Source organism: Nocardioides furvisabuli, from assembly GCF_021083185.1.
In the GTDB taxonomy this organism is placed as follows: domain Bacteria; phylum Actinomycetota; class Actinomycetes; order Propionibacteriales; family Nocardioidaceae; genus Nocardioides; species Nocardioides furvisabuli.
The window spans coordinates 138,660-164,080 of record NZ_JAIGQB010000004.1 but is presented as its reverse complement, the minus strand read 5'-3'; the positions used below and the strand labels follow the sequence as shown (position 1 = coordinate 164,080).

The 25,421-nt window shown below is 70.8% G+C and carries 27 protein-coding genes; 13 read left to right on the top strand and 14 right to left on the bottom strand.

Going from position 1 to position 25,421, the window contains the following annotated elements:
- Positions 1-38 precede the first annotated feature (38 nt).
- The 6 genes from K4G59_RS09945 to K4G59_RS09920 form a co-directional block, all read right to left on the bottom strand.
- Entirely contained in the window at positions 39-938 is a 900-nt protein-coding gene (locus K4G59_RS09945; RefSeq protein ID WP_231250814.1) for an amino acid ABC transporter permease, read from the bottom strand.
- The gene (locus tag K4G59_RS09940) at positions 935-1,576 is read right to left on the bottom strand and encodes an amino acid ABC transporter permease (RefSeq protein WP_231250813.1); all 642 of its coding nucleotides are present in this window, start codon (positions 1,574-1,576) and stop codon (positions 935-937) included. Before K4G59_RS09940 ends, K4G59_RS09945 begins: the two co-directional genes overlap by 4 nt.
- Positions 1,577-1,657: 81 nt before the next feature.
- The gene (locus K4G59_RS09935; protein ID WP_231250812.1) at positions 1,658-2,536 is read right to left on the bottom strand and encodes a glutamate ABC transporter substrate-binding protein; all 879 of its coding nucleotides are present in this window, start codon (positions 2,534-2,536) and stop codon (positions 1,658-1,660) included.
- Between the two features lie 52 nt (positions 2,537-2,588).
- Positions 2,589-3,365, bottom strand: a complete 777-nt coding sequence (locus K4G59_RS09930; protein ID WP_372461807.1) for an amino acid ABC transporter ATP-binding protein — start codon at positions 3,363-3,365, stop codon at positions 2,589-2,591.
- A gap of 59 nt (positions 3,366-3,424) precedes the next feature.
- Positions 3,425-3,922: a 2'-5' RNA ligase family protein gene (locus tag K4G59_RS09925; protein ID WP_231250811.1), complete on the bottom strand. Its 498-nt coding sequence runs from the start codon at positions 3,920-3,922 to the stop codon at positions 3,425-3,427.
- A gap of 34 nt (positions 3,923-3,956) precedes the next feature.
- Positions 3,957-5,291 (bottom strand): glycoside hydrolase family 16 protein, encoded by a 1,335-nt coding sequence (locus K4G59_RS09920; RefSeq protein ID WP_231250810.1) that lies wholly within the window; start codon positions 5,289-5,291, stop codon positions 3,957-3,959.
- Between the two features lie 256 nt (positions 5,292-5,547).
- Here K4G59_RS09920 and miaB point away from each other — a divergent pair, with 256 nt between their 5' ends.
- Positions 5,548-7,047, top strand: a complete 1,500-nt coding sequence (gene miaB, locus K4G59_RS09915; protein ID WP_231250809.1) for a tRNA (N6-isopentenyl adenosine(37)-C2)-methylthiotransferase MiaB — start codon at positions 5,548-5,550, stop codon at positions 7,045-7,047.
- Positions 7,048-7,152: 105 nt separating this feature from the next.
- On the opposite strand, the gene K4G59_RS09910 is transcribed toward miaB, so the two are convergent.
- The 4 genes from K4G59_RS09910 to K4G59_RS09895 all read right to left on the bottom strand — a co-directional run bounded on the left by K4G59_RS09910 (position 7,153) and on the right by K4G59_RS09895 (position 9,371).
- Positions 7,153-8,118: a hypothetical protein gene (locus K4G59_RS09910; RefSeq protein ID WP_231250808.1), complete on the bottom strand. Its 966-nt coding sequence runs from the start codon at positions 8,116-8,118 to the stop codon at positions 7,153-7,155.
- A gap of 170 nt (positions 8,119-8,288) precedes the next feature.
- Positions 8,289-8,603 (bottom strand): hypothetical protein, encoded by a 315-nt coding sequence (locus K4G59_RS09905; RefSeq protein WP_231250807.1) that lies wholly within the window; start codon positions 8,601-8,603, stop codon positions 8,289-8,291.
- Positions 8,604-8,664: 61 nt separating this feature from the next.
- The gene (locus K4G59_RS09900; protein WP_231250806.1) at positions 8,665-9,132 is read right to left on the bottom strand and encodes an NUDIX domain-containing protein; all 468 of its coding nucleotides are present in this window, start codon (positions 9,130-9,132) and stop codon (positions 8,665-8,667) included.
- Between the two features lie 20 nt (positions 9,133-9,152).
- The gene (locus tag K4G59_RS09895) at positions 9,153-9,371 is read right to left on the bottom strand and encodes an antitoxin (protein WP_231250805.1); all 219 of its coding nucleotides are present in this window, start codon (positions 9,369-9,371) and stop codon (positions 9,153-9,155) included.
- A 76-nt stretch (positions 9,372-9,447) separates the two neighbouring features.
- Between K4G59_RS09895 and miaA the strand changes: the two genes are divergently transcribed.
- The 8 genes from miaA (at position 9,448) to K4G59_RS09860 (ending at position 19,029) form a co-directional block, all read left to right on the top strand.
- Entirely contained in the window at positions 9,448-10,362 is a 915-nt protein-coding gene (miaA, locus tag K4G59_RS09890; protein ID WP_231250804.1) for a tRNA (adenosine(37)-N6)-dimethylallyltransferase MiaA, read from the top strand.
- 73 nt (positions 10,363-10,435) lie between these two features.
- Positions 10,436-10,954: a dihydrofolate reductase family protein gene (locus K4G59_RS09885; protein WP_231250803.1), complete on the top strand. Its 519-nt coding sequence runs from the start codon at positions 10,436-10,438 to the stop codon at positions 10,952-10,954.
- Positions 10,955-11,001: 47 nt separating this feature from the next.
- Positions 11,002-11,787, top strand: coding sequence for a diaminopimelate epimerase (dapF, locus tag K4G59_RS09880; protein ID WP_231250802.1), 786 nt, complete (start codon positions 11,002-11,004; stop codon positions 11,785-11,787).
- A 122-nt stretch (positions 11,788-11,909) separates the two neighbouring features.
- Positions 11,910-12,686: an SDR family oxidoreductase gene (locus tag K4G59_RS09875; protein ID WP_231250801.1), complete on the top strand. Its 777-nt coding sequence runs from the start codon at positions 11,910-11,912 to the stop codon at positions 12,684-12,686.
- 89 nt (positions 12,687-12,775) lie between these two features.
- Positions 12,776-14,359, top strand: a complete 1,584-nt coding sequence (gene hflX, locus K4G59_RS09870; protein ID WP_231250800.1) for a GTPase HflX — start codon at positions 12,776-12,778, stop codon at positions 14,357-14,359.
- A gap of 97 nt (positions 14,360-14,456) precedes the next feature.
- On the top strand, positions 14,457-16,742 hold the full coding sequence (secD, locus tag K4G59_RS09865; RefSeq protein WP_231250799.1) for a protein translocase subunit SecD: 2,286 nt from the start codon (positions 14,457-14,459) through the stop codon (positions 16,740-16,742).
- Between the two features lie 49 nt (positions 16,743-16,791).
- Positions 16,792-16,923 (top strand): hypothetical protein, encoded by a 132-nt coding sequence (locus tag K4G59_RS20075; protein ID WP_269209947.1) that lies wholly within the window; start codon positions 16,792-16,794, stop codon positions 16,921-16,923.
- Between the two features lie 78 nt (positions 16,924-17,001).
- Entirely contained in the window at positions 17,002-19,029 is a 2,028-nt protein-coding gene (locus K4G59_RS09860; RefSeq protein WP_231250798.1) for an ATP-dependent DNA helicase, read from the top strand.
- Here the strand turns inward: K4G59_RS09860 and K4G59_RS09855 are convergent.
- Genes K4G59_RS09855 through lexA form a run of 3 tightly spaced genes read right to left on the bottom strand, consistent with a single transcriptional unit; the run spans position 19,008 to position 21,737 of the window.
- Positions 19,008-19,727 (bottom strand): sulfotransferase family protein, encoded by a 720-nt coding sequence (locus K4G59_RS09855; protein WP_231250797.1) that lies wholly within the window; start codon positions 19,725-19,727, stop codon positions 19,008-19,010. The genes K4G59_RS09860 and K4G59_RS09855 overlap by 22 nt on opposite strands.
- 41 nt (positions 19,728-19,768) lie before the next feature.
- Entirely contained in the window at positions 19,769-20,986 is a 1,218-nt protein-coding gene (locus K4G59_RS09850; RefSeq protein ID WP_231250796.1) for an NAD(P)/FAD-dependent oxidoreductase, read from the bottom strand.
- 28 nt (positions 20,987-21,014) lie between these two features.
- Positions 21,015-21,737, bottom strand: coding sequence for a transcriptional repressor LexA (gene lexA / locus K4G59_RS09845; RefSeq protein ID WP_231251085.1), 723 nt, complete (start codon positions 21,735-21,737; stop codon positions 21,015-21,017).
- Positions 21,738-22,147: 410 nt separating this feature from the next.
- On the opposite strand from lexA, the gene K4G59_RS09840 reads away from it, so the two are divergent.
- The 3 genes from K4G59_RS09840 to K4G59_RS09830 all read left to right on the top strand — a co-directional run bounded on the left by K4G59_RS09840 (position 22,148) and on the right by K4G59_RS09830 (position 24,157).
- On the top strand, positions 22,148-22,498 hold the full coding sequence (locus tag K4G59_RS09840; protein WP_231250795.1) for a LysM peptidoglycan-binding domain-containing protein: 351 nt from the start codon (positions 22,148-22,150) through the stop codon (positions 22,496-22,498).
- Positions 22,499-22,838: 340 nt separating this feature from the next.
- Entirely contained in the window at positions 22,839-23,357 is a 519-nt protein-coding gene (locus K4G59_RS09835) for a hypothetical protein (RefSeq protein WP_231250794.1), read from the top strand.
- A gap of 44 nt (positions 23,358-23,401) precedes the next feature.
- Positions 23,402-24,157 (top strand): PKD domain-containing protein, encoded by a 756-nt coding sequence (locus tag K4G59_RS09830; RefSeq protein ID WP_231250793.1) that lies wholly within the window; start codon positions 23,402-23,404, stop codon positions 24,155-24,157.
- A 46-nt stretch (positions 24,158-24,203) separates the two neighbouring features.
- On the opposite strand, the gene K4G59_RS09825 is transcribed toward K4G59_RS09830, so the two are convergent.
- On the bottom strand, positions 24,204-24,539 hold the full coding sequence (locus K4G59_RS09825) for a hypothetical protein (RefSeq protein ID WP_231250792.1): 336 nt from the start codon (positions 24,537-24,539) through the stop codon (positions 24,204-24,206).
- A 346-nt stretch (positions 24,540-24,885) separates the two neighbouring features.
- Here K4G59_RS09825 and nrdR point away from each other — a divergent pair, with 346 nt between their 5' ends.
- On the top strand, positions 24,886-25,362 hold the full coding sequence (nrdR, locus tag K4G59_RS09820) for a transcriptional regulator NrdR (protein WP_207082707.1): 477 nt from the start codon (positions 24,886-24,888) through the stop codon (positions 25,360-25,362).
- The last annotated feature ends 59 nt before the right edge of the window (positions 25,363-25,421 follow it).

The following is a 25,421-nucleotide window of genomic DNA, read 5'->3' as shown; positions in this document are numbered from 1 at the left end:
TGCTGCAGCGCGAGGAAGTGCCCGCTCGGGCCCTGGGATCAGGCGGCCTGGCTCCCGGCGGTGCCGGCATCGAGTCCATTGCCCGCCGACGAGCCGCTCGCCTGGCCCAGGCGTCGCTCGACGTACTCGGCGAGCTTGGACAGCGAGTAGTTGATGACGATGTAGATCAGGGCCACGATCAGGAGCGACTGGATCGGGTTGTCCAGGTTCTGCGAGATCTGGTTGCCCCTCCGCAGCAGCTCGAGGTAGCCCAGTCCGATCACCGCCACGAGCGAGGTGTCCTTGAGGACCACCACCAGCTGGCTGATCAGGGCCGGCAGCATCACCCGGAACGCCTGCGGCAGCAGGATGGTGCGCATCGTCTGGCCGTTGGTCAGGCCGACGGCGAGCGCGGCCTCGCGCTGGCCGCGAGGCAACGAGAGCACGCCGGCGCGCAGGATCTCGGCGATGATGACGGAGTTGTAGAGGGTCAGGCCGATGACCAGGTACCACAGTGCCGGGTCGCCCGGGAGCGGGCCGACGTCGATGCCGAGCTCGACCATGGCGCGCCACACGAAGACGATGGTGATGACGACGGGCAGGCCGCGGAACAGCTCGATCCACAGCACCACGGGCACCCGCAGCCGGTTCCCGAGCATCATCCGCGCGACTCCCAGCAGCACCCCGACCACGAGCGCCAGCACGATCGCCAGCGTCGCCGCCACCAAGGTGGCCACCAGGCCGCGGCCCACCAGCCCCCAGACCGCGCTGAACGAGTCGTCGGAGGGGTTGACCCAGGGGTTCCACAGCTCGGCGTCGAACTGCCCGCGGTCGGCCAGCCGCAGGACCACCAGGGCGGCGAGGCCGAGGAACGCGAGGATCGCCAGCGCGGTGCCGATGCGCGCGCGGCGTACGGCACGGGGGCCGGGGGCGTCGTAGAGGACCGAGGTCTGGCTCATCGCGCGATCGCCACCTTTCGCTCGATGACGGCGAGCAGCGCGCCGGCAGCCAGGGTGATCACGAGGTAGCCGATCGCCACCCCCGTCAGCACCGGGATGTAGGAGAAGCCCTGGGCGCTGGTCAGGTTGCGCCCGACGCTGTAGAGGTCCCCGCCGACGCCGAAGGCACCGACCACGGCGGAGTTCTTGAACATCGCGATCTGCACGCTCCCCAGGGGCGGCACCGTGGCGCGCAGCGCCTGCGGCAGGACCACCTGGGTGAGGGTCAGGGTGAAGGGGAGGCCGATGGCCCGCGCCGCCTCGGCCTGACCGGCGGAGACGGAGTTGATGCCCGAGCGGATCGCCTCGCAGACGAAGGCGGAGGTGTAGATGATCAGACCCGCGACACCAAAGAGGTAGAAGCTCGCGTTGACGCCCAGCTCCGGGAGGCCGAAGGCCATGAAGAAGAGCACGATGGTCAACGGGCAGTTGCGCACGACGGTCACCCACCCCGAGCCGAAGGCCCGCAGGGACGCGACCGGCGAGACCCGGAAGGCAGCGATCAGGGTGCCGAGCAGCAGCGAGCCCACGAGGCTCCAGCCGATGATGCTCAGCGAGCGCAGGAACCCGGACCAGTACAGGTCCAGGTTGTCGATCACCGGGTCCACGGTGGTTCCTCTCGGTGAGCCGGTGGGGACGCACGGGATGCGCCCCCACCGGTCATGGGTGGTTCGGTCGGCTCAGACGCAGGGAGCAGGCTCGGGGAGCTCAGGGGTCTCGGTGCCCTCGACCTCGCCGGCGGTGGCCTCCCACGCCGCGACGTAGGCGTCCTCGTTGTCGGCGAGCGTCTCGTTGATGAACTCGCAGAACTCGACGTCACCCTTCTCGATGCCGATGCCGTAGGGCTCCTCGGTGAACTGCTCGCCGACGAGCTTGAACTCGCCGTCGCTCCCGTCCACGTAGCCGAGGAGGATCACGTTGTCGGTGGTGACGATGTCGACCTGGCCGTTGCCGAGCGCGTCCTTGCACTTGTCGTAGATGTCGAAGAGCACCAGCTGGTCGTCGGAGGCCAGATACTCCCTGATCTGCTCCGAGGGGGTCGAGCCGGTCACCGAGCAGACCTTCATGTCGGGGTTGTCCGCGATGTCCTCGGGCCCGTTGATCGAGTCGTTGTCGGCGTTGACCATCAGCTGCTGGCCCGCCTCGTAGTAGGGGCCGGCGAAGGTGATGCGCTGGGCGCGCTCCTCGTTGATCGTGTAGGTCGCCACGACCATGTCGACCTCGCCGTCCTCGATCACCTGCTCGCGGATGTCGGAGGTGGCCTGCTTCCACTCGATGTCCTCGGGCGCGATGCCCATGGCGCCGGCGATGATCTTGGCGACCTCGACGTCGAAGCCCTCGGGAGTGTCCTCGAGGCCCAGCAGGCCGAAGCCGGGCTGGTCGAACTTGGTGCCGACGGTCATGGAGCCGGCCTCGGCGAGCTCCGCCATCGTGGTCCCGGCCTCGAACTCGGCGTCGGTCACGACCTCCGGCTCGCTGCCGTCGTCCCCGCCGCACGCGGCCAGCGACAGCGCCAGCCCTGTCGCAGCGACGATCGCCTTGGTCCTGGTGAATCGCATTGCTTCTCCTTCTGTCCCGAGCCGGAGGTCTCCGGCCGATGGATTGGATGGATCAGTGCTTGAGGATCTTGCCGAGGAAGTCCTTGGCGCGGTCCGAGCTGGGGTTGGTGAAGAACTCCTCGGGGGTGTTCTCCTCCACGATCGCGCCGTCGGCCATGAACACGACCCGGTCGGCGGCGGTGCGCGCGAAGCCCATCTCGTGGGTGACCACGACCATGGTCATGCCCTGCTCGGCGAGGTCGACCATGACGTCGAGCACCTCCTTGATCATCTCCGGGTCGAGTGCGGAGGTGGGCTCGTCGAAGAGCATCACCTTCGGATCCATGGCCAGGGCGCGCGCGATGGCGACGCGCTGCTGCTGGCCGCCGGAGAGCTGCGCGGCGTACTTCTCGGCCTGGTGGGCGATCCCGACACGCTCCAGGAGCTCCATCGCCCGCTTGTCGGCGTCGGCCTTCTTCATGCCACGCACCTTGATCGGCCCGAGGGTGACGTTCTCCAGGATCGTCTTGTGGGCGAAGAGGTTGAAGCTCTGGAAGACCATGCCGACCTCGGCGCGCAGCGCCGCGAGCTCCTTGCCCTCCTCGGGCAGGGGCTGGCCGTCGAGCATGATCGTGCCGCTGTCGATGGTCTCGAGGCGGTTGATCGTGCGGCACAGGGTCGACTTGCCCGAGCCCGAGGGCCCGATCACCACGACGACCTCGCCGCGGGTGACGGTGAGGTCGATGTCCTTGAGGGCGTGGAGCTGGCCGAAGTGCTTCTGCACGTCCTTGAGCACGACCAGGGGCTCGCCCCGGCCGGCGCTGACGGGTGAGCTTTCCTGCGCGGTCATATCCGCAACCTATCCGCACGTGGCCCCGAGGGGCCATCGACCACCTCCCACATGGGCCATCACAAAGTGGTGACGATTCCCGCCTCCGGGTCCCACCGGCGCAGCGACGCGAGCGTGAGGACGGCGTCCTCGTGGCCCACGGCCTCCAGGGCCGCCGGCACGTCGGCGCGGTCCATGCGCCGCGCGAGCGTGACGTGCGGCAGCCAGCCGGCGTGCTGCACGTCCGGCACCGAGCCACGCAGGTCGAGCACTGCTCGCACCAGTGCGTCGGGCACGTCGACGAGGCGTACGAGCGACACGCGGGCGCCGCCGAGCAGCGCGACGCCTGCAGGTCGCACCTGCACCGGGAGCAGTGCCGCGACCAGCTCGACGGCCCGTTGCTCGTCCTCGGCGCGCAGCGCGGGCGCCGCCACGACGGTCACGTGCGGGCTGTTGGTCTCGCCGCGGTGGTCGAGCTGCGAGGGCAGCCCGGCGTCCCGCAGCGCCTGCCAGTCACGGCGTACGACGTCGCGGCCGGCGTCGTCGGGCAGCAGCTCGAGCGCGTGCATCCGGGGCATGCCCGCGAGCCTAGGCGTGGAGGGTCGACCTCGCTCAGGCGCGCTTCTTCGCGACCCTGCGTCCGCGGGTGACGCGCACCGACTCCTGCGAGGAGGCGTCGAAGACGCGGACCCAGTCGACCTGCGCGGTGTCGGAGACCTCGTCGGCGGTGAGCTCGTGGAGCTCGTAGTCGGAGGTCAGGTTGGACAGCACGAGGTACTGGTCGGCCTGGGAGACCGCGCCCGTCTCGCGGTAGTACTCACGACCGTCGACGCGGAAGATGTACTCGGTGGGGGTCCACTCGACGGAGAAGACGTGGAACTCGTCCCACCACGAGCGGTTCTTGCCCAGCACCTGGCGGGCGTCCTTGAAGGTGTCGCCGAGGCTGATCTTGTCCCAGCCGGCCTCGTAGTAGTGGATGTGCGAGCCGATGGTCTCGTTGCCGCGGCCGTTCTCGCCGAAGAACTCCATGACGTCGATCTCCGCGCCGGCGGCAGGCACGCCGTCGGTGTACTTGGTGCCGCTGGGCAGCAACCAGAGGCCGGAGTGCATGCCCTTGGCGCGCTGCGGCTTGATGCGGGCAGCGACGATGCCGTGGCGGAAGAAGCGGGTGTGCTCGGTCGCGACCTGGCTGTTGAGCAGGTAGGGGCTGGTGCCCGAGGTGCGGGGCGAGGTGTAGTCGCACGGCAGGCCGGCGCGGGCCGGGTCGAGCGCGACGCCGAGGTGCAGCACGCCCTCGCCGACGCGGCGCGCGGACGGGTCGACGCGGGCGCAGGTGCGGGGCGCGTACACGCTCTCGTGCTCGCGCTTCTGGTCGTTCCACACGCTTCCGTCGAGGGTGGTGCCGGAGAAGGTGTCCTCGAACTGCGGCGTCCAGCGGGTGGTGGTCACGCTGCCGGTCACCCAGGTGCGTCCGCCGGTGGTGGTGCGGGCGCGGTAGGTGCCCGGTGCCGGGGAGAAGGCGGCCGAGCCCCAGGTGTCCTCGGCGCTGGTGGAGACGGCCCTCCAGCCGCGGGCGGTCCGGCGCTCGAGAGTGACCTTGCGGCCCGGGTCGGCCGGGGTGAAGGTGGCGACGAGCGAGCCGTTGTCCGACGGTGCCGCGGGGGAGAGGCCCGGCTGGACGACCGGGGGAAGAGAGGCGAGCGTGCCGCGCACCGACACCTTGCGCGCCTTGGTGCCCTTGCCCCGCTGCTTCCTGCCCTGCTTCGTGCCGTGCTCGGCGCCCTGCTCGCTGGACTTCGTGGCGCCCTGCTTGCTGGACGGCGCCCCCGCGGCGTGGGCGACGACCTGGAGCGAGGAAAGCAACAGGACGGTGACAACGAGTCCGAACGTCCCCATCCGCACGAAACGGGCGGCGGTGGTGTGGACGCGGGCGCTGGTGAGGCTCACGGAACTCTCCTGATCAGCGGGTGAGCGGTGCCCGGACCGCCGATTTCGGAGGAAGGGTTGTTACCGCTTTGTGGATGACTTGATCTGATCTTGAAGAGACATGCGGAAAAACTAAGCATTACTGAGGAGTAATGACCCATACGTGCACGGAAATGGTCTGGACGGGTGGTGTGGTGGTGTGGGCCGTCGCCGGGACCGTGGCGGCACCTCGCGGGATTCCCCCGGCTCAAGGCGCTCGCCGTACGCTGGGTGGGTCATGAACGCACCCCACGCACCCGCGCGCACCTACGAGGTCAAGACCCACGGCTGCCAGATGAACGTCCACGACTCCGAGCGGCTCAGCGGCCTGCTGGAGGACGCGGGCTACGTCCGCGCCGGGCGCGAGGAGCAGGCCGACGTCGTGGTCTTCAACACGTGCGCGGTGCGCGAGAACGCCGACAACAAGCTCTACGGCAACCTCGGCCAGCTCGCCTCGGTCAAGGCCGTGACTCCCGGCATGCAGATCGCCGTCGGCGGCTGCCTGGCGCAGAAGGACCGCGAGACCATCACGACCAGGGCGCCGTGGGTCGACGTCGTCTTCGGCACCCACAACATCGGGTCGTTGCCGGTGCTGCTCGAGCGGGCACGGGTGGCCGAGGAGGCCCAGGTCGAGATCCTGGAGTCGCTGTCGGTCTTCCCCTCGACGCTGCCGACGCGGCGCGAGTCGGCGTACGCCGCCTGGGTGTCGATCTCGGTCGGGTGCAACAACACGTGCACCTTCTGCATCGTCCCGGCGCTGCGCGGCAAGGAGAAGGACCGCCGTCCCGGCGAGATCCTCGCCGAGATCGAGGCGCTCGTCGCCGAGGGCGTCACCGAGATCACCCTGCTGGGGCAGAACGTCAACGCCTACGGTGTGGAGTTCGGCGACCGGCAGGCCTTCTCCAAGCTGCTGCGCGCCTGCGGGCAGGTCGACGGGCTCCAGCGGGTGCGCTTCACCTCGCCGCACCCGGCGGAGTTCACCGACGACGTGATCGAGGCGATGGCCGAGACGCCCAACGTGATGCCGTCGCTGCACATGCCGCTGCAGTCCGGCTCCGACAAGGTGCTGCGCGACATGCGCCGGTCCTACCGCTCCTCGAAGTTCCTCGGGATCATCGACCGGGTCCGCGCGGCCATCCCGGACGCGGCGATCACCACCGACATCATCGTCGGCTTCCCCGGCGAGACCGAGGAGGACTTCCAGGCCACGCTCGACGTCGTGCGGGCCGCGCGCTTCTCCTCCGCCTTCACCTTCCAGTACTCCAAGCGTCCCGGGACCCCCGCCGCGACGCTCGACGACCAGGTCGCGCCGGAGGTCGTCAAGGACCGCTACCTCCGCCTCGCCGCCGTGGTCGACGAGGTCGCCTGGACCGAGGGCAAGGCGCTCGTCGGTCGCACCGTCGAGCTGATGGTCTCCGAGGGCGAGGGCCGCAAGGACCTCGCGACCAAGCGGCTGTCGGGGCGCGCGCCCGACAACCGGCTCGTCCACTTCGAGGCCGACTTCTCCGCGGTGCCCGAGGACTCGGTGCGCCCGGGCGACATGGTCACCGTGACCGTCACCTACGCCGCGCCGCACCACCTCGTCGCCGACGGTCCGATCCGGTCCGTACGCCGCACGCGCGCCGGCGACGCCTGGGAGCGGCGTACGTCCGCGCCCCCCGCGCCGACCGGGGTCGGGCTCGGGATGCCGAGCGTCGGGGTGCCTGCTCCGCTCACGCCGGCGCCTGCCTGCGGCTGAGGGTCTTGGTCCGGGCCTTCTTCGGAGTCCCCGGCTACCCGGTGATCGCAACCGCTGTGCGGTCACCGTGGTGCGGAATCCGCACCACAGCGACCGCACAAGGCCTCACCCCGCCAGGTCGAGCGAGCCCGGGCAGTCGGGGCAGCGGGTCGGCCGCCCCCACCAACCGCGGGCCGCGAACAGCCGCCCGAGGCGTACGGCGGTCTCGCACGGACGCCCGAAGACCTGCCCCCACCCCAGGCGTACGGTCGTGAGGCGGTCGACCGCGGCGTCGAGGTCGCGATCGAGGTCGGCGTCGTGCTGGGCCGCGGACGAGTGCCACAGCCGACCGTCGAGCTCCACGGCCTGGTCGAGATCGGGGTAGACGACGTCGCGGTAGAGCGGCCCTCGTTGCGAGTCGCGCACCTGTCTCAGGCCGTCCGGCAGTCCGTGGGCGCGCTCGACCCGCGTGAGGTAGCCGTGCTCCAGCACGGAGCAGGTGCCGCGGTCGAGGTCGCTGAGGACCGCGCGCAGGAAGTCGCGCCGAGGGACGCGGGGCCGCAGGTCGAGGGTGTCGCGGATGCGGACCGGCAGGGTGCGCCGCGCCTGCACGGCGTCGGCGAGCACCGCGACCGCTCCGAAGTCGTCCGCCTTCGCGACCGCCACGTCGATCAGCGCCTCCTCGATCGAGACGCGAGGAGGGCTGGTGTTCCACATGGCGCGGTCGGCGAACCCGGACATCCGGTGCAACCGGTAGCCCGCCGGAACCCGCACGTGGTGGTCGCGGTCGACGGCGAGGTGGATCACCGAGTCGTCGCGGCCGGCCCGGCCCGGCCCGTCAGCGGCGCGCAGGGCGCTGTCGTGCGACAACGCCGCGGGCCAGGCGAGGAGCACGCCGACCCACGCGCGCTGCAGCCACGTGAGGTCGCCCGTGTGGTCGACGAACACCCCGTCGTGGACGCGTACGAGGTCGCGTCGGCGTACCAGCCGCTGCAGGTCGTGCGGCTTGAGCCGGGCGTCGGTGACGAGCTGGCGACGTGCCACCACCCCGGACTGCAGGGAGAGCAGGTCGGCGTACGCGCTGAGGTCCATCGGACCATCGTCGGCAGCCCGGCGGGACCGCCGCCACCACCGGCGCCCGGGCTGTGGACAACCGTTGTGCGGTCCTCGTGGTGCGGTATCCGCACCACGAGGACCGCACTGTCGTCGCGATCACCGGGTAGCCGGGGACTCCGACAGACCGGCGGCTGCCGAGGCACCCGTCAGGCGGGCGGCTCCGGCGACCCGTCCTCGGCCTCCTGGCCCGCCTCAGGGTCGTCGTCGGTCGTGCCGGCCTCCTTGTCGGAGGAGGCGGCCTCACCGTCCGGGGCCTGCGACTTGTCGTCGGCCTCGGCGACCTCCTCGGGCAGCACGTCGTCGACGGCGGGGTTGTCGTCGGGGTCGAGGTCGCGGGCCAGGCCGTTGTCGGCCGGGTCGTCGTGCAGCGCGTCCACCCCTCCCGGGACCAGCTGCGGCTCCTCGGCGTAGGGCTCGGGCATCGGGCTCAGGTCGTCGTTGCTCATCGGGGTCCCTCCCATGGGTCGATCCTGCATCCTGTCTGCCCGCAGCCTGTTGCGGCCACCCCCGAGGGGCGGGGCCTCACCCTGCCGGGCGGTCCCAGCCGAAGGTCAGGTAGCCCACGCCGGACGACAGGTGGGCCAGGGCGTGCGCCTCGTGCGGCACCACCGGCGAGGGCAGGGCGTCGAGGGGGAACCACCCGAGCCCGGTGCACTTCTCCGGCTCCACGACCCGCGGCTCGCCCGTCCACGTGCGCGCGGTGAAGAACCAGTCGACCCGCTCCTCGATCGCCTCGGCGTGCTGGGTGCGCTGCATCGTGAAGGCGAACTCCAGCGCGACGTCGGTGACCCCGAGCTCCTCGAGCGCCTCGCGGCGCGCCGCGTCGTACGCCGTCTCGCCCCGCTCCACGTGCCCGGCCGCGGCGGCTGCCCAGTGGCCCGGCATGTAGGGCACCGGGCCGCGCTGCTGGAGCAGCACCTCGGTGCCGCCGACGCCGTCGCGCAGGAGATAGACGTAGGAGGCGGGGACGAGGGCGAAGCGGTCGGTCACGCCGCCAACCCAGGTGTCGCTCAGCGCGCGCTGCCGGGCGGGATGTCGTCGTTCTTGCCGTCGAGCTGGTCGAGCGCGTCGCGCGCCTTGCCGGCGGCCTTGTCGATCTTGTCGGCGTGCTTGCCGCCGGTCTTGTCGTTGGCGATCGCACCGGCCCGGTCGATGCCCTGGGCGATCTTGTCGCCGTGGTCGTCGACGGCCTGGGTGAGCTTCGCCTTCGCCTTGTCCAGGAAACTCATGGCATCCCTCGCTTCTCCCGCCCACCCCGGCGGGTGGGTCCTGCTCCGAGCGTAGCCGTGCTGGGACAATGGGCCCATGCCCCAGCCGATCGTCGCCCTCGTCGGCGCGACGGCGTCCGGCAAGACCGGGCTGAGCCTCGACCTCGCCGAACGCCTCGGCGGCGAGGTGGTCAACACCGACGCCATGCAGGTCTACCGCGGCATGGACGTCGGCACGGCCAAGCTGCCGGAGGCCGAGCGTCGCGGCATCGCCCACCACCTGCTCGACGTCCTCGACGTCACCGAGCCCGCGACCGTCGCGCTCTTCCAGGAGTGGGCGCGCGACGCCGTCGTCGACATCCGCGGTCGCGGTGCCACCCCCGTGCTCGTCGGTGGCTCCGCCCTCTACACCCGCGCCGTCGTCGACCGCTTCGACTTCCCCGGCACCGACGAGTCGCTGCGCCGCGAGCTGGAGGTGGAGCTCGAGCGCGTCGGCGGCCCCGCCCTGCACGCGCGCCTGGCGGGTGTCGACCCCGAGGCGGCGGCGCGGATCGAGCCCGACAACGGCCGCCGCGTCGTACGCGCCCTGGAGGTCATCGCGCTGACCGGTCGCCCGTTCAGTGCCAGCCTCCCGCGGCTGGAGTACGCCGACCCGCTGACCGTGCAGGTCGGGGTCGACATCGACCGGCCGACGCTCGACGAGCGGATCGCGCGCCGGGTCGAGGAGATGTTCGCGACCGGGTTCGTCGAGGAAGTCGAGGCGCTGCTGGCGCGCGGCCTCGCCGAGGGGCGTACGGCGCCGCGGGCGATCGGCTACCGCGAGGTGATGGGCTACCTCGCCGGCGACCGCACGCTCGCCGAGGCGATCGAGCAGACCACCACGGCCACCCGCCGCTTCGCCCGGCGCCAGGACTCGTGGTTCCGCAAGGACCCCCGCATCGTGTGGGTCGCGCACGACGACCCCGACCGGGTGGCGCAGGCGGTCGCGGCGGTCACGGCCGTCTCCGCCTGAGCGGGCGCCGGGCCCGGCGAGGACCGCAAGAACGGTCGGGCGGGCGACCGGTGTGCGCTGCGAGAGTGGTGCGATGGCGACGATCTACTACACCGGCTGCACCCTCGACGGCTTCATCGCGACCGACGACCACTCGCTCGACTGGCTGACCTCGCGCGACATCGACATGGACGGGCCGATGGCCTATCCGGGGTTCCGCGAGCGCCTCGGCGCCTGCGTCATGGGCGCCACGACCTGGCAGTGGATCCTCGACCACGACGACGACCCGTGGGGACCGCTCCCGACGTGGGTGATGACGCACCGCACCTTCCCCGCGGGGCCGGCGAGCGTGCGCTTCGCCCACGACGACGTACGCCGTGTGCACGCCGCGATGACCGAGGCGGCCGACGGCAGGGACCTGTGGGTGGTGGGCGGGGGAGACCTCGCCGGCCAGCTGCACGACGCCGGGCTCCTCGACGAGGTGTGGCTGCAGTACGCCCCGGTCACCGTCGGCAGCGGCGCGCCCGTCCTTCCGCGCCACGTCGAGCTGCGGCTCGAGGAGGTCGCGCGCAACCGGGACTTCATGTGCGGGCGCTACACCGTGGTCCGCTGAGGTGGTCGACCCCCGCTGACCGCGGCGCCGCCTGCGACACTGGAGGCGTGAGCTACCCCTTCCTCAAGGGCCACGGCACGGAGAACGACTTCGTCGTGCTGCCCGACCCCGACGGCACGGTGCACGGCGACCTGTCCGCGGAGCGGGTGCGCGCGCTGTGCGACCGGCGCGCCGGGATCGGCGGTGACGGGGTGCTGCGGGCCGTACGCCGTGACGACGGGTGGTTCATGGACTACCGCAACGCCGACGGCTCGGTCAGCGAGATGTGCGGCAACGGCATCCGCGTCTTCGCCCGCTACCTCCACGAGCGCGAGGGCGAGGCCTTCCCGATGCGCATCCAGACCCGCGACGGCGTCAAGACGCTGGACGGCGCGGGCGACGAGCTCACCGCCGACATGGGCACCCCCGAGGTCTTCGAGGACACGACGGTCTCGGTCGGTGGCCGGTCCTGGACCGCGCGCCACGTCTCGATGGGCAACCCCCACGCCGTCGTCTTCGTCGACAACCTCGCCGAGGCGGGGCCGCTCCTCGAGGAGCCCGAGCACGACGACGGCGTCTTTCCCGAGGGCGTCAACGTCGAGTTCGTCGTACGCCGCGGCGAGCACCACGTCGCGATGCGGGTCCACGAGCGCGGGTCCGGCGAGACCCGCTCGTGCGGCACCGGCGCCTGTGCCGTGGCCGTGGTGGCCGCGCTCGCCGACGACGCCCCCCGCGGCACGGCGTACCGCGTGGACGTCCCCGGCGGCACCCTCCACGTCGTGTGGACCGAGGACGACCGGATCCTGATGACCGGGCCGGCGCTGCTGGTCGCCGAGGGCGTCACGGATCTCTGATCGCCGGTCTCGACACAGCCGCCCGCGGCGTCGTTCCTCAGTCGCGCGGCCGCTCGACCTGGCCGGCCCCACGCGGCGACCTCCTGCATCGGTCGCCGCTGGCCGGCTCATAGGATCCGGCCATGGACATCACCGGATCCTCCGCCATCGTCACCGGCGGCGCCAGCGGCATCGGTGCCGCGGTCGCCCGCGCCCTCGCAGCGAAGGGCGCGATCGTCGTCGTCGCCGACCTCAACGCCGAGAAGGGCGAGGCCCTGGCCGCCGAGATCGGCGGCGTCTTCGCCGCCGTGGACGTGACGCGGACCGAGCAGGTCGCCGCTGCCGTGGAGGCCGCGGCGGAGATCGCCCCGCTGCGTGCCTGCGTGAACTCCGCCGGCATCGGCTGGGCCCAGCGCACCATCGGCCGCGACGGGATGCTGGAGTCCGCCCACGACCTCGACGCCTTCCGCAAGGTCGTCGAGATCAACCTCATCGGCACCTTCGACATGACCCGCCAGGCCGCGACCGTGATGAGCCGCAACGAGCCCGACGCCGACGGCCAGCGCGGCGCGATCGTCAACCTCGCCTCGGTCGCCGCCTTCGACGGCCAGATCGGCCAGGCCTCCTACTCCGCGTCCAAGGGCGGCGTGGTCGGGATGACCCTGCCGGTCGCGCGTGACCTCTCGGCCGCCGGGATCCGCCTCAACACCGTGGCGCCCGGCCTGATCGACACCCCGATCTACGACGCCTTCCCGGACCCCGAGGAGTTCAAGGCCAACCTCGGCCAGAACGTGCTGTTCCCCAAGCGCCTCGGCCACGCCGAGGAGCTCGCCAGCATGGTCGTGGAGTGCCTGACCAACTCCTACATGAACGGCGAGACGATCCGCGTCGACGGCGGCATCCGGATGCCCCCCAAGTGACACAGGTCCTCGGTCACGGGTCGGACGCCCCGCGAAGCCGGGCAAAGTGGTTCGCGCACCGGGGCGCGCCGACCTAGGCTGGACGGCATATGACGAACGCACCTGCCCAACCGAATGGCCCGGCACCCGACTTCACCCTGCGTGACGCGCTCGACGCGACGCGCGGCTGGGACGACGAGGCCATCGAGCTCGACGGCACCCTCGACGCCGACGTCGCCACCACGGACGACGACACCGACGACGACTTCGAGTCCGGCTACGCCGACGACGAGCCGTACGACGAGTGGGACGACACCGACCCCGAGGAGCTCACCGTCGGCGCCCAGGAGCTGGCCGAGCGCCACGCCCTGCGCCGGGTCGCGAGCCTGCGCACCGAGCTCGAGGACATCACCGAGGTCGAGTACCGCCAGCTCCGTCTGGAGAAGGTCGTGCTCGTCGGCGTGTGGACCGGCGGCACGGTCACCGACGCCGAGAACTCGATGGCCGAGCTCGCGCTGCTCGCCGAGACGGCCGGCTCCGAGGTCCTGGAGGCGGTCTTCCAGCGCCGCCAGTCGCCCGACCCGGCGACCTTCATCGGTCGCGGCAAGGTCGAGGCGATCCGGGAGATCGTGCAGGCCACCGGTGCGGACACCGTCATCTGCGACGGCGAGCTCGCGCCGAGCCAGCTGCGCAACCTCGAGGACAAGATCAAGGTCAAGGTCGTCGACCGGACGGCACTGATCCTCGACATCTTCGCCCAGCACGCGAAGAGCAAGGAGGGCCAGGCGCAGGTCGAGCTGGCCCAGCTGCAGTACATGAAGCAGCGCCTGCGCGGGTGGGGCGGCAACCTGTCGCGCCAGGCCGGCGGTCGTGCTGCCGGCGGTGACGGCATCGGTGGCCGCGGGCCCGGTGAGACCAAGATCGAGACCGACCGCCGGCGGATCAACACCAAGATCGCCAAGCTGCGCCGCGAGCTCAAGGAGATGCGCGGCACCCGCGACGTCAAGCGCCAGTCGCGCCGCCGCAACCACATCCCGAGCGTGGCGATCGCGGGCTACACCAACGCCGGCAAGTCCTCGCTGCTCAACCGGCTGACCGATGCCGGTGTGCTGGTGGAGGACGCCCTCTTCGCGACCCTCGACCCCACCACCCGGCGTACGACGACCAGCGACGGCCGCATCTACACGATGTCCGACACCGTCGGCTTCGTCCGCCACCTGCCCCACGGCCTGGTCGAGGCCTTCCGCTCCACGCTGGAGGAGGTCGCCGACTCCGACCTGCTGCTGCACGTCGTCGACGGCTCCCACCCCGACCCCGAGGGCCAGATCGCCGCGGTGCGCGAGGTGCTCGCCGAGATCGGCGCCGACAAGGTGCCCGAGATCATCGTGATCAACAAGGCCGACGCCGCCGACCCCCTGGTGATCAGCCGGCTGCGGGCGCGCGAGCCGCACAGCGTGGTGGTCAGCGCGAAGACCGGCGAGGGGATGGAGGCCGCGCTCGCCACCATCGAGTCGGAGCTGCCGCGCCCGCAGGTGGAGTTCGACGTGCTGCTGCCCTACGAGCGCGGGGACCTCGTCAACCGCATCCACCAGGAGGCCGAGATCGGCTCCCTGGAGCACACCGGCGACGGCACGCTGGTCGAAGGTCGGGCGAATGCGGACCTGGCCGGCGAGCTCGAGGCGTACGCCCGCTGAGCCTGCGGACCGCCCCGGAACCAACCGGGGTGGTCAGCCGTTGGGCAGTCGGTGCCCGGATTCGGGTGTTCGATCTCGGTAGGGGAGTATGTCGCGCATGTCACGTGGTGTCTGGGTCCGCTTCATCCTCGTCCTCGGCCTCCTGGCCGGGTGCGCGGCGCTCGCCGTCAACGTCAAGCCCAACCTGGGCCTGGACCTCCGGGGCGGGGCGCAGTTCGTCTTCGAGGCGGAGGGCACCGAGCAGACCCCGGCCACGGCCGAGAACGTCGACAAGACCCTCGAGGTGCTGCGCGGCCGCGTCGACGCCCTCGGCGTCGCCGAGTCCGTCCTGGTCCGCCAGGGCGAGAACCGGATCCTCGTCGAGCTGCCGGGCGTCACCAGCGACGAGGAGGCGCAGGAGGCCGAGGAGCGCATCGGCACCACCGCCAAGCTGACCATCCACGAGGTCCTCTCCGAGGCGCAGCCCGACGCCGAGCCCAGCGACGAGGGCAACCTCGTCCTGCCGTCCGACCAGGGCGACACCCTCGAGATCGGTCCGACCGTCATCCAGGGCGAGCAGATCAGCGGCGCGAGCGCGGTCCAGCGCGACCAGAGCGTCGAGTGGGTCGTGGCCATCGACTTCAACGGTGAGGGTGGCAGCACCTGGGCCGACATCACCGGCGACGCAGCCTGCAACCCCACGGGCGACCCCAAGCGCCGCATCGCGATCGTGCTCGACAACGAGATCATCACCTCGCCCGAGGTCAACGAGGGCATCGGCTGCGACGTCGGCATCCGCGGCGGCTCCACCGACATCACCGGTGACTACACCGCCGACAGCGCCAAGGACCTCGCCGCGCTCATCGAGGGCGGCGCGCTGCCGCTGGAGCTCAAGGCCATCTCCGACCGCCTCGTCGGCCCCTCGCTGGGTGCCGCGGCGATCGACGCCTCGATCGAGGCCGGCATCATCGGCCTGATCCTCACCGGCCTGTTCATCATCGTGGTCTACCGCCTCGTCGGTGCGATGGCGACCGTCGCGCTGGCGTCGTACGCCCTGCTCGCCTACGCCATGCTCGTCGGGCTCGGCTCGACGCTGACCCTGCCGGGCCTCGCGGGCTTCGTGCTCGCCATCGGCATGGCGATCGACGCCAACGTGCTCGTCTTCGAGCGAGCACGGGAGGAGTACGCCGCCTACCCGTCCGCCGGCCTGCGCCGTGCGCTCCAGGTCGGCTTCAACAAGGCCTGGACCGCGATCATCGACTCCAACGTCACCACGCTCCTCGCGGCCGCGCTGCTGTTCTTCCTCGGCTCGGGCCCGATCAAGGGTTTCGGCGTCACCCTCTCGATCGGTGTCATCGCCTCGATGATCTCGGCGCTGATCATCGCCCGCGTGCTGTGCGACCTCGCGGTCGCCAACAAGGGCGTCAACCGCAAGCCGGCCATCAGCGGTCTGGGCTCGGTCGGCAAGGTCCGGACCTGGCTGGACCGCAAGGACCCCGACATCATGAAGAACCGCGGCCGCTGGCTGGCGGTCTCGGGCGCGGCGACGGTCTTCGCCATCGCCGGCATCGCCGTCCAGGGCCTGAACCTCGGCGTGGAGTTCACCGGTGGTCGCCAGCTCGACTACTCCGTGAGCCAGGACATCAGCGTCGAGGAGGCCCGCGCGGCCGTGTCCGACGCCGGCTTCCCCGAGGCCGTGGTGCAGACCGCCGACACCGCCGACTTCACCGTCCGCACCGGCGAGATCACCAACGACGAGGAGCAGCGGATCGAGGACGAGCTGTCCGCGATCGGCGGCGACGTCTCCAAGATCGACGACCAGCTGATCGGCGCGTCCCTCGGCGAGGAGCTGCGCAACAACGCGCTCATCGCCTTCGGCGTCGCCTTCCTGGCCCAGCTGCTCTACCTCGCCTTCCGCTTCAAGTGGACCTTCGGCGTCTCGGCCGTCATCGCGATGGCGCACGACGTGCTGATCGTCGTCGGCATCTTCGCCTGGCTGGAGAAGCCGATCGACGGCATCTTCCTGGCCGCCGCGATGACCATCATCGGACTGTCGGTCAACGACACCGTCGTCGTCTTCGACCGCGTCCGCGAGCGATGGCACGGCTCGAAGCCCGAGGACGACTTCAGCACGCTGGCCAACAAGGCCGCTGTCGAGACGATCCCGCGCACCGTCAACACCGGTCTCGGCACGATGTTCATCCTCGCGGCCCTCGCGATCCTCGGCGGCGACTCGCTGCGTGACTTCTCGATCGCGCTGCTCATCGGTCTGGTCGTCGGCACCTACTCCTCGGTCTTCACCGCCACCCCGCTCGTGACCTACTTCCAGGAGAAGTGGCCGATGAGCCGGGTCAAGAAGGAGAAGGTCGAGCGGGCGCCCGAGGACTCCGGCGCCGTCGTCTGAGGGGTCGCTTCTCCCCACCCGGTGACCGGGCGCGGCGTAGGCTCGTGGCATGTTCTGGTTCCTGCTGATCGTCGTGCTCGGTGTCGTGGCCTACCGCTACCGGGTGAAGATCCTGGCGAAGGTCCTCGGCCAGCCCGAGCGCCGCATCGAGCGCCAGATTGGGCGCAAGAAGCTCCACTGACGCACAGCGCCGCGTGCCCCGCGCCGCGTTGTGGATGGCGTACGTCGTGGTGTCGGCGAGGCCGCGTAGGGTTCTCTGGTGCCTGAGACCGCGACCGCCGCCGACCCCGTCGCCAGCCCCGTCGGCACCCCCGTCACGGACGTGCTCGCGCAGGCGGTCAGCGCCCTCGGCGGGCAGCAGCGCGACGGCCAGGTGCAGATGGCGATCGAGGTCGCCGAGGCGATGTCCGAGGGCCGCCACCTGCTCGTCCAGGCCGGCACCGGCACCGGCAAGTCGCTGGGCTACCTCGTCCCCGCGATGCTGCACGACAAGCGCGTCGTCGTCGCCACCGCGACGCTCGCGCTCCAGCACCAGCTCGTCGAGCGCGACCTCCCGCGCCTGGTCGAGGCGGTCAAGGGGGTGCGCGGCCTCGACCCGTCGTACGCCGTGCTGAAGGGCCGCTCCAACTACGCCTGCCTGCACCGCATCCGCGCCGGCGTCCCCGACGACCAGGGCACCCTGGTCGACGTGCCGACCGGCTCGATGGCCGAGAAGGTCCTCGAGCTGCGCGCGTGGGCGGAGGAGGAGACCGAGGCCGGCGGCAGCGGCGAGCGCGACAACGCCCCGCGCCACACCGACCGCGAGTGGCGCCAGGTCTCGGTCAACCACCGCGAGTGCCTCGGCGCCGCGAAGTGCCCGTTCGGTGCGGAGTGCTTCGCCGAGCTGGCCAAGGAGAAGGCCCAGCGCAGCCACCTGATCGTCACCAACCACTCCCTCCTCGCGATCGACGCGATCGAGGAGGTGCCGATGATCCCCGACTACGACACCGTCGTGATCGACGAGGCCCACGAGCTCGTCCAGCGCGTCACCCAGGCCGCCACCGACGAGCTCGGCGCCTCCGACATCGAGCGGGCGGCGCGCCGTGCCAGCCGCTGGACGGACGGGGACGGCGACCCCGCCGGCGACCTCGAGGACGCGGCCGCGCAGCTGGCCGAGGCCTTTGAGGCCACGCCGCCGGGGCGCATCGACCAGATGTCGACACAGCTCGCGGACGCGCTCGTGCTGGTGCGCGACGCGGCGCGCGCGTGCGTCTCGGCCTTCCCGCGCGAGTCCGGCGGCGAGGGCGAGGGCGACGCGGGACGCACCCAGGCCAAGGGCATGGTGCAGGAGGTCTTCGTCAACGCCGAGCGGATGGCGGCCGGCTCCGACCGCGACGTGCTGTGGCTCGGCGAGGCGCGCGACCGCTTCCCCGCCCGGCTCCACGTCGCGCCGCTGCAGGTCTGGGGCCCGATGCGCGACAAGCTCCTCACCGACAAGACCGTGGTCTTCACCAGTGCCACCCTGATGCTCGGCGGGGAGTTCGGCGCGGTCGCCACCTCGCTCGGGCTGAAGCCCACCGAGCGCATCGGCTCGCAGATCGCGACGACCGACGACGAGACCGCCCTGCCGTGGAAGGGCCTCGACGTCGGTTCGCCCTTCGACTACGGCCAGCAGTCCATCCTCTACGTCGCCCGCCACCTGCCCCAGCCCGGCCGCGACGGCCTGGGCCAGGCCCAGCTCGACGAGATCTGCGACCTCGTCGACTCCCTCGACGGACGCACGCTGGGCCTCTTCTCGTCGCGGAGGGCCGCCGAGACCGCTGCCGAGGCCGTCCGCACCCGGCTGCCGCACCTGACCACGCTCGCGCAGGGCGACGCCCAGCTCCCCGAGCTCGCCAAGCAGTTCGTCGAGGACCCGCACACCTGCCTGTTCGGCACGCTGTCGCTCTGGCAGGGCCTCGACGTCCCCGGTGACACCTGCCAGCTGGTGATCATCGACCGGATCCCCTTCCCGCGCCCCGACGACCCGCTGATGTCCGCGCGCGCGAAGGCCGCCGACGACCGCGGCGGCAACGGGTTCATGGAGGTCTCGGCGACGCACGCGGCGCTGCTGATGGCGCAGGGTGCCGGCCGCCTGATCCGCACCACCTCCGACCGCGGCATCGTCGCCGTGCTCGACCCGCGCCTGGAGACGGCCCGCTACGGCCGCTTCCTCAAGGCGTCGCTGCCGCCGATGTGGTCCACGACCGACCCCGCGCTCGTGCGCCAGGCGCTGAAGCGGCTGGGTCAGTCGGCTTCGAGGGAGTAGCCGAAGACCTGGTAGTCGCGGCGATACATCTGCGTCACCAGCTCGCGCAGCTCGTCGGAGACCTGCCGGTCACGACCTCCGGGGGCGGTCTGGTTCTTGGGCGCCGTCGGCACGGCCGGGGCACCGATGCGCTCGCACACCTCGGCGAAGTCGCGGTCGAACGTCTCGAGCCGGCCGACGAAGTCCACCCGGTTGAGGTCGATCATCCGGCTCTGCAGCGTGAGGTGCTGGTCGGTGCCGGGCACGGCCGACAGGTTGTGGGTCGCGGTCCAGCGGGCGAACTCCTCGACGGTCTGCATCCGCGCGTGGGTGGCGGGGTCGAAGTCGTAGTAGTTGTGGTCGACGACCTTGTCGTGCCAGGCCGACACGAAGCGGTCCAGCGGGTCGCGCACGAAGGCGAAGGTGAAGTAGTCGGCGTACGACGCGAGCGGGTAGCGCACCCGCATGGCGTGATCGACGTCGAGCGCGACGCCGTTGGTCTCGCAGTGGTGGCGGATGGTGCGGGTCGCGACCTTCGCCACGCGGTACCAGACGAAGCGGTGGCTGTGGCTGATCGTGAGGTTGTACGCCAGCGGGCTGAGCCACGCCGACTCCTCGGCCGCGACCGTGAGCCGGTCGAGCTCGGCCTGGCCCTCGGGCGTGAGCCGCCGACGGTTGCCCGGGCGGGTGCGGAAGAGGGCGGGATCTGGGCTGGACATCGCCGCGAGGCTACCGCGTGGGCGCCGGAGACCAGTGACCTCTACCCGAACCCGATCCGCCCGCGCAGCGACTCCAGGTCCGACACCGGCTCCTTGCCGGTCGCGGCGATCAGCTCGCGCGCCTGGTCGACGCTGTCCCACACGTTCCACAGCAGCACGCCGCGGACCTGGCCGGAGCCGACGTAGTAGACGACGCCGGTGCCGATCTCGCCGTCCTTCCAGTCCTCGACCATGTCGAGGCTGCTCGACGTCTCGCCGACCGCCTCGTAGCCCGCGTCGAGGATGTCGGACCAGAAGAAGGGCGTGTAGTCGTACGCCGCGTCGGCGCCGGCCATCACCTTGCCGGCGTGCTCGCCGGACTTCTCCGCGTGGTCGACGTGCTCGACGCGACGGCGCCCGAGCAGCGCGTCGGGGTAGGACGCGACGTCGCCCGCGGCGTACACGTCGGTGGCGCTGGTGCGCAGGTGGTCGTCGACGACGATGCCGTTGTCGACCTCGAGTCCGGCGGCCTCCGCCAGGGACGTGCGCGGCAGCACGCCGACGCCGATGACGGCCGCGTCGGCAGCGATGTCGGTGCCGTCCTCGAGCCGGATCCGTACGCCGTCGCCGGTGTCCTCGCCGCGCTCGACCGAGCCGTGCACGATCGTCACGCCGCGGTCGGCGAAGGCCTTGGTCAGGCTGGCGGCGAGCGCGCGCGGGAACATCTGCTCCTGCACGTCCTCCTGGTCGAGCACGAGCGTGACGGCGACGTCGTTCTGCACGAGCGCGGAGGCGATCTCGGAGCCGATGTAGCCACCACCGACGACGGCGACGTGGCTGCCCTGATCGGCGATCGCGCGGAGCCGCTCGTAGTCGGCGGCGGTGCGGTAGTAGACGACCCGCGGTCCGGGGTCGAGCGCGAGCACGCGCGGCTCGGCGCCGGTGGCCAGCAGGAGCTTGCCGTAGCCGACGCTGCTGCCGTCGGCGAGGCGTACGGCGTGGGCGTCGGGGTCGATCGCCGTCACGGTCGTGTCGGTGACGAGGTCGACACGGTCGTCGTCCTGGAGGTCACCGGCGAGGGAGCTGCCCTCCAGCGTGGCGTCGTCCTTGAGCCACAGGTCCTTCGACAGGGCGGGACGGTAGACGGGCTCGGCGGGCTCGGAGCCGATGACGGCGATGCTGCCGCCCTCGTCCTCCGACCGGATGCCGGAGACCGCACTGGCGGCCGCGACACCCCCACCGACGATGACGTAGTCGTAGGAGTCCTGGAGTTCGCTCATGCCAGCCATCGTGCACCGGGGCTGGTTGTCAGAGGCTGCGCAGCACCGCGGTCACGACCCCGAGGATCGTGGCGTTGTCGCCCGGGATCGGGTCGTAGGCAGCGTTGTGCGGCAGCAGCCAGACGTGGCCGTCCTTGCGCTGGAAGGTCTTCACCGTCGCTTCGCCTTCGATCAGCGCGGCCACGATCTGGCCGTTGGTCGCGGTCTGCTCCTGGCGGATCACGACGTAGTCGCCGTTGCAGATGGCCGCCTCGACCATCGAGTCGCCGGAGACCTCGAGGAGGAAGAGGGTGCCGTCGCCCACGAGCTGCTTGGGCAGCGGGAAGACGTCGGTGACCTGCTCCTCGGCGAGGATCGGTCCGCCGGCCGCGATGCGGCCCACGACGGGGATGTTGACCGCGGTTGGGACGACGTCGCCGATGCCGGTCTCGTCGACGCTCGACTCCTCGCCGCTGGACATGGAGCGGCGCGCGGCCATCACCTCGGGCAGGAAGACCTCGAGGGCGCGCGGGCGGTTGGGGTCGCGCTTGAGGAAGCCCTTGCCCTCGAGCACGCGCAGCTGGTGGGCCACGCTCGAGGAGGACGTGAGGCCGACGGCCTGGCCGATCTCGCGCATGCTGGGCGGGTAGCCCTTGGTCTCGATCGAGTCCTTGATCGTGGCGAGCACGCGCTGCTGGCGCGGGGTCAGGCCGGTGGCGTCCGGGGGACCGTCGGGCATCTCGATGACGTTCTTGTCCTCTGACTTGGCCATCTCGTGGAACCTCTCGACGCGGGTGGCCACCTCGTGGGCGATGCGGGTGGCTGGTGCGCTCACCGTAGTCCTCCCGGGGCCCGAGGATCAAACACCTGTTCGAAGCCGCGTGTCGCTGGCCTGCTGAGGTGACGACGGCACGCCCGTCCCGCTCTCCGGGGGACCAGGTCCGCCGGCTCGTCGAGGTCAGCCTGCTCCGCGCCATGTGGGGCGGCCGCGCGGCGCTGGGGGCCGCTCGAACAATTGTTCGTGCGGGTGCTTGACCTGTTCGAACAGGTGCTCTACCGTCGTACACATGTTCGATCGAACGTCTGATCGACGCCGAGGCGGCTCCGCAGCCGTTGTCGGTGGGTCCCACTAGACATTCGCTCGACAACGTACCCGGCTGATCTTCCCCAGGAGGCCACACCATGAGCACCCTCAGCCTTGCCCCCAGCTTCACCACTTCCGCCCCCGTCCGTTCGACGGTGCGCCTGACCCGTCGCGGTCGCCTCGTGGTCTTCGTGACCTCGCTGTTCCTCGTGCTGGCCGTCGCGTTCATGTTGGCGGGCGGTGCCGTCGGCACCGGCTCGGCCGGCGAGCCCGTACCCACCGAGGTCGTCCAGGTCGCTCCCGGTGACACCCTGTGGGGGATCGCCAGCGACGCCGCCGCCGACGGCGACGTCCGGTCGATGATGACCGAGATCGAGCGCCTCAACGCGCTCGAGTCCGCCAGCCTCGCGGCTGGCCAGAAGCTCCGCGTCCCGGTCGTCTCCGACTGACGCGTGAGGCCTCCATCAGCCGCTTCGACCCCGGCTGGTGGAACAAGGGGAAGACCGAGGGGCGGGCCTGGTGGCCCGCCCCTCGGCGTCATTTAGGTGGTCTTCTTGCGCCCGCTCGTCGTCGGGATCTGCGGTCGATGGCTCCCTTCCGTCGTCGGGATCCCCGGTCACCCGGTGACTCCGACCGTTGCGCGGTCGCTGTGGTGCGGGATCCGCACCACGGTGACCGCACAAGCCTTGGTGGGGGTCCTCTCCACAGATCTGCGGCTGGGGGTGGTTCGAGGAGAGCTGAACTGGGTAGTTTCCCAAGTGCTGACGTAGTTCTCGGGAAGGCTCCTTCATGCACGTACGCCGCGCTCTCGCGCTCACCGTCGTCGTACCCCTCCTCCTGGCGGGCTGCTCGGACGACCCCGAGCCCCAGCCCAAGATGCCGGACCCGCCGTCGTCCTCGTCCCCATCGCCCACGGCGTCGGAGACGGTGGAGGCGGAGAGCGCGGAGGAGTTCATTCGACGATGGGCTGATGCCGAGGCGCAGATGGAGAACACGGGAAAGACGGCCGAGTATCGGGAGCTCTCTGTCGGATGCAAGGCCTGCACAGATCTCGCCGACCTTGTCGAGGAGTGGTATTCGGCTGGAGGTTTCATTGAGTGGGGTGGCTGGAAGATCCAAAGTGTCAACGCGAGGGGTGGCAGCGACAGCGAGTACGTCGTGCGAGTCAACTCGAGCCCTACGAAGTACAAGGAGTCTGCGAGTGGCAAGCTCCGAACCTTTGACGGTGGTCCAGGCGCGCATCTACTCGTCCTCAAGCCGCAGGGCGAGTCGTGGGTGGTTACCAGGAAGGCAGAGGTGCCGCGGTGATCGTCGGAACGCGGGCTGCTGCATTGGCCCTCCTATGTGGGCTCGTGGTCCTTGTCGAGACGCCGGCTGCTGCGCAATGCGGGGTGCAGAGCGAGGTGGGCGAGGTCGTTGAAACCTGCGACTACTCGTCCGAGGGCATCGAAGAGGAGAAGAGCAAGGACCCAACCGCCAAGTGGTCCGTCCGTCAGATATGCAAGGACGACCGACGCAATCCCGAGGGCCTTTGTTTCAACCCTGACGACTGCACGACGGAAGCCGGCGAGCCGGGCACCCGCTACACCCTCTTCCGTGACGGCCAGAACGTAGGCACCGCTTGCCTGAGTGCGGGCGAAGCGGACATCGTCGACGACCCGCCGCCCATCCGCGCGCTCGTGATCAAGGCGTTCGAGCGGCTTGGCTGGCCGGCCTCGGACCTCGTAGTGCAGCCCCCAGGCGGCAAGACGCTCGTCAACCTCGAGTCGAACTTCTACACGACGAACTCAACGGCCACCTCCATCTCGGTGAACCTGGTCGAGTCGAACGTCGTGGTCAGCGCCCGACCCATCGCCTACCGCTGGAACTTCGGCGACGGCACGTCGATGGTCACCGAGACGCCGGGTGCGCCGTACCCATCCCTCGACGTCTCGCACGTCTACGACCAGACCGACAAGGTCGCGGTCAGTGTTGACACGCAGTACGGCGATGCGAGCTTCGCGGTCAACGGCGGTCCGCCCGAGGCGATACCGTCCACCATCTGGGTCGCCGGCACCACCCAGGACCTCGAGGTCGTCGAGGCCGTCCCCCAGCTCGTCCTGGAGTAGCGCGGTCGGCGTGGTGCGGATTCCGCACCACAGGCACCGCACAAGCTCAGCGCGCTGCCCGCTTCCCGCCCACGGGCCGCGGAGGCGCGTCGTCGGAGGGGGGAGGGGCGGTGATGCCGAGCGCGCGCATCAGCCGCGCGACCAGCAGCAGGCCGGCGAAGAGGCAGGCCATTGCGCCGAGGCAGGCCAGCGCCATGAAGGCCCAGGCCGAGGATCCGGAGCCCCCGCGCGCCGCCGTACCGAAGTCGATGGCGGCGTAGACGAGGTAGCCCCAGGCCACGACGCAGAGCGTGATCGCGGCGCCGATGAGGAGCGCCGCCTTGTTCAGGGTGCGGGGCTGGGGAGCACCCTTGCGCGACCCCGCCCGCTTCCCCGTAGACACGAGGGCCATTGTGTCCGATGCGGCCTCACGATGTGACCGGAACACCCCGGCCGGCGAGGTCTGACGCGCCGGTCCAGAGCACCTCGAACACTCAAAACCGCAGGTCAGGGCGGTGCGCAGAAATTGATGCGCGGACTTCACGAGTTCACTTGCCAGCGTGGTGGGCGGGGCGTACGGTTACCACTACATCTAGTAGTTACACCGCTGTAGTTATCCACATCTGGTGCACAGGCCAGGGGGAGATCCTCACAGCCCGAGGCTAGTTGTCCACAGGAACATCCCCAGACCACACCCCGTTATGAGGGTGTACGAGCCGCGCGCTGACGTACCCGAGAGGAGGGCCGCCATGCACTGTCCCTACTGCAAGAACGAGGACACTAAGGTCCTCGACTCGCGAGTCGCCGACGACGGCGGCTCCATCCGTCGGCGCCGCAGCTGCGCCGCGTGCGACCGGCGCTTCACGACGGTCGAGAAGATGCAGCTCACGGTGCTCAAGCGCTCCGGCGCGACCGAGCCGTTCAACCGCGACAAGGCGATCGCCGGCGTCCGCAAGGCCTGCAAGGGCCGCCCGGTCACCGACGCCCAGCTCGCCTGCCTCGGCCAGGAGGTCGAGGACGCACTGCGCCTGAGCGGGCAGGCCGAGTTCGACGCCAACGACGTCGGTCTCGCGATCCTCAGCCCGCTGCGGGCGCTCGACGAGGTGGCCTACCTCCGGTTCGCCTCCGTCTATCGCGCGTTCGAGTCCGCCGAGGACTTCGACGCCGAGATCAAGATGCTCCGGCTCGAACGAGCCGCTGCCGATCAGCCCGCCACGACGGGCTGACCACATTCGGCCCGGCAGGTCGTGGGGAAGCGGCCTGCCGGGCTTACCAAGCAACCGCG

Coding starts and splice junctions, on each gene's coding strand:
- K4G59_RS09945 (WP_231250814.1), bottom strand. CDS start 938: ATGAGCCAGACCTCGGTCCTCTACGACGCCCCCGGCCCCCGTGCCGTA.
- K4G59_RS09935 (WP_231250812.1), bottom strand. CDS start 2,536: ATGCGATTCACCAGGACCAAGGCGATCGTCGCTGCGACAGGGCTGGCG.
- K4G59_RS09930 (WP_372461807.1), bottom strand. CDS start 3,365: ATGACCGCGCAGGAAAGCTCACCCGTCAGCGCCGGCCGGGGCGAGCCC.
- K4G59_RS09925 (WP_231250811.1), bottom strand. CDS start 3,922: ATGCCCCGGATGCACGCGCTCGAGCTGCTGCCCGACGACGCCGGCCGC.
- miaB (WP_231250809.1), top strand. CDS start 5,548: ATGAACGCACCCCACGCACCCGCGCGCACCTACGAGGTCAAGACCCAC.
- K4G59_RS09910 (WP_231250808.1), bottom strand. CDS start 8,118: ATGGACCTCAGCGCGTACGCCGACCTGCTCTCCCTGCAGTCCGGGGTG.
- K4G59_RS09905 (WP_231250807.1), bottom strand. CDS start 8,603: ATGGGAGGGACCCCGATGAGCAACGACGACCTGAGCCCGATGCCCGAG.
- K4G59_RS09895 (WP_231250805.1), bottom strand. CDS start 9,371: ATGAGTTTCCTGGACAAGGCGAAGGCGAAGCTCACCCAGGCCGTCGAC.
- miaA (WP_231250804.1), top strand. CDS start 9,448: ATGCCCCAGCCGATCGTCGCCCTCGTCGGCGCGACGGCGTCCGGCAAG.
- K4G59_RS09885 (WP_231250803.1), top strand. CDS start 10,436: ATGGCGACGATCTACTACACCGGCTGCACCCTCGACGGCTTCATCGCG.
- K4G59_RS09875 (WP_231250801.1), top strand. CDS start 11,910: ATGGACATCACCGGATCCTCCGCCATCGTCACCGGCGGCGCCAGCGGC.
- hflX (WP_231250800.1), top strand. CDS start 12,776: ATGACGAACGCACCTGCCCAACCGAATGGCCCGGCACCCGACTTCACC.
- secD (WP_231250799.1), top strand. CDS start 14,457: ATGTCACGTGGTGTCTGGGTCCGCTTCATCCTCGTCCTCGGCCTCCTG.
- K4G59_RS20075 (WP_269209947.1), top strand. CDS start 16,792: ATGTTCTGGTTCCTGCTGATCGTCGTGCTCGGTGTCGTGGCCTACCGC.
- K4G59_RS09855 (WP_231250797.1), bottom strand. CDS start 19,727: ATGTCCAGCCCAGATCCCGCCCTCTTCCGCACCCGCCCGGGCAACCGT.
- K4G59_RS09850 (WP_231250796.1), bottom strand. CDS start 20,986: ATGAGCGAACTCCAGGACTCCTACGACTACGTCATCGTCGGTGGGGGT.
- lexA (WP_231251085.1), bottom strand. CDS start 21,737: ATGGCCAAGTCAGAGGACAAGAACGTCATCGAGATGCCCGACGGTCCC.
- K4G59_RS09840 (WP_231250795.1), top strand. CDS start 22,148: ATGAGCACCCTCAGCCTTGCCCCCAGCTTCACCACTTCCGCCCCCGTC.
- K4G59_RS09835 (WP_231250794.1), top strand. CDS start 22,839: ATGCACGTACGCCGCGCTCTCGCGCTCACCGTCGTCGTACCCCTCCTC.
- nrdR (WP_207082707.1), top strand. CDS start 24,886: ATGCACTGTCCCTACTGCAAGAACGAGGACACTAAGGTCCTCGACTCG.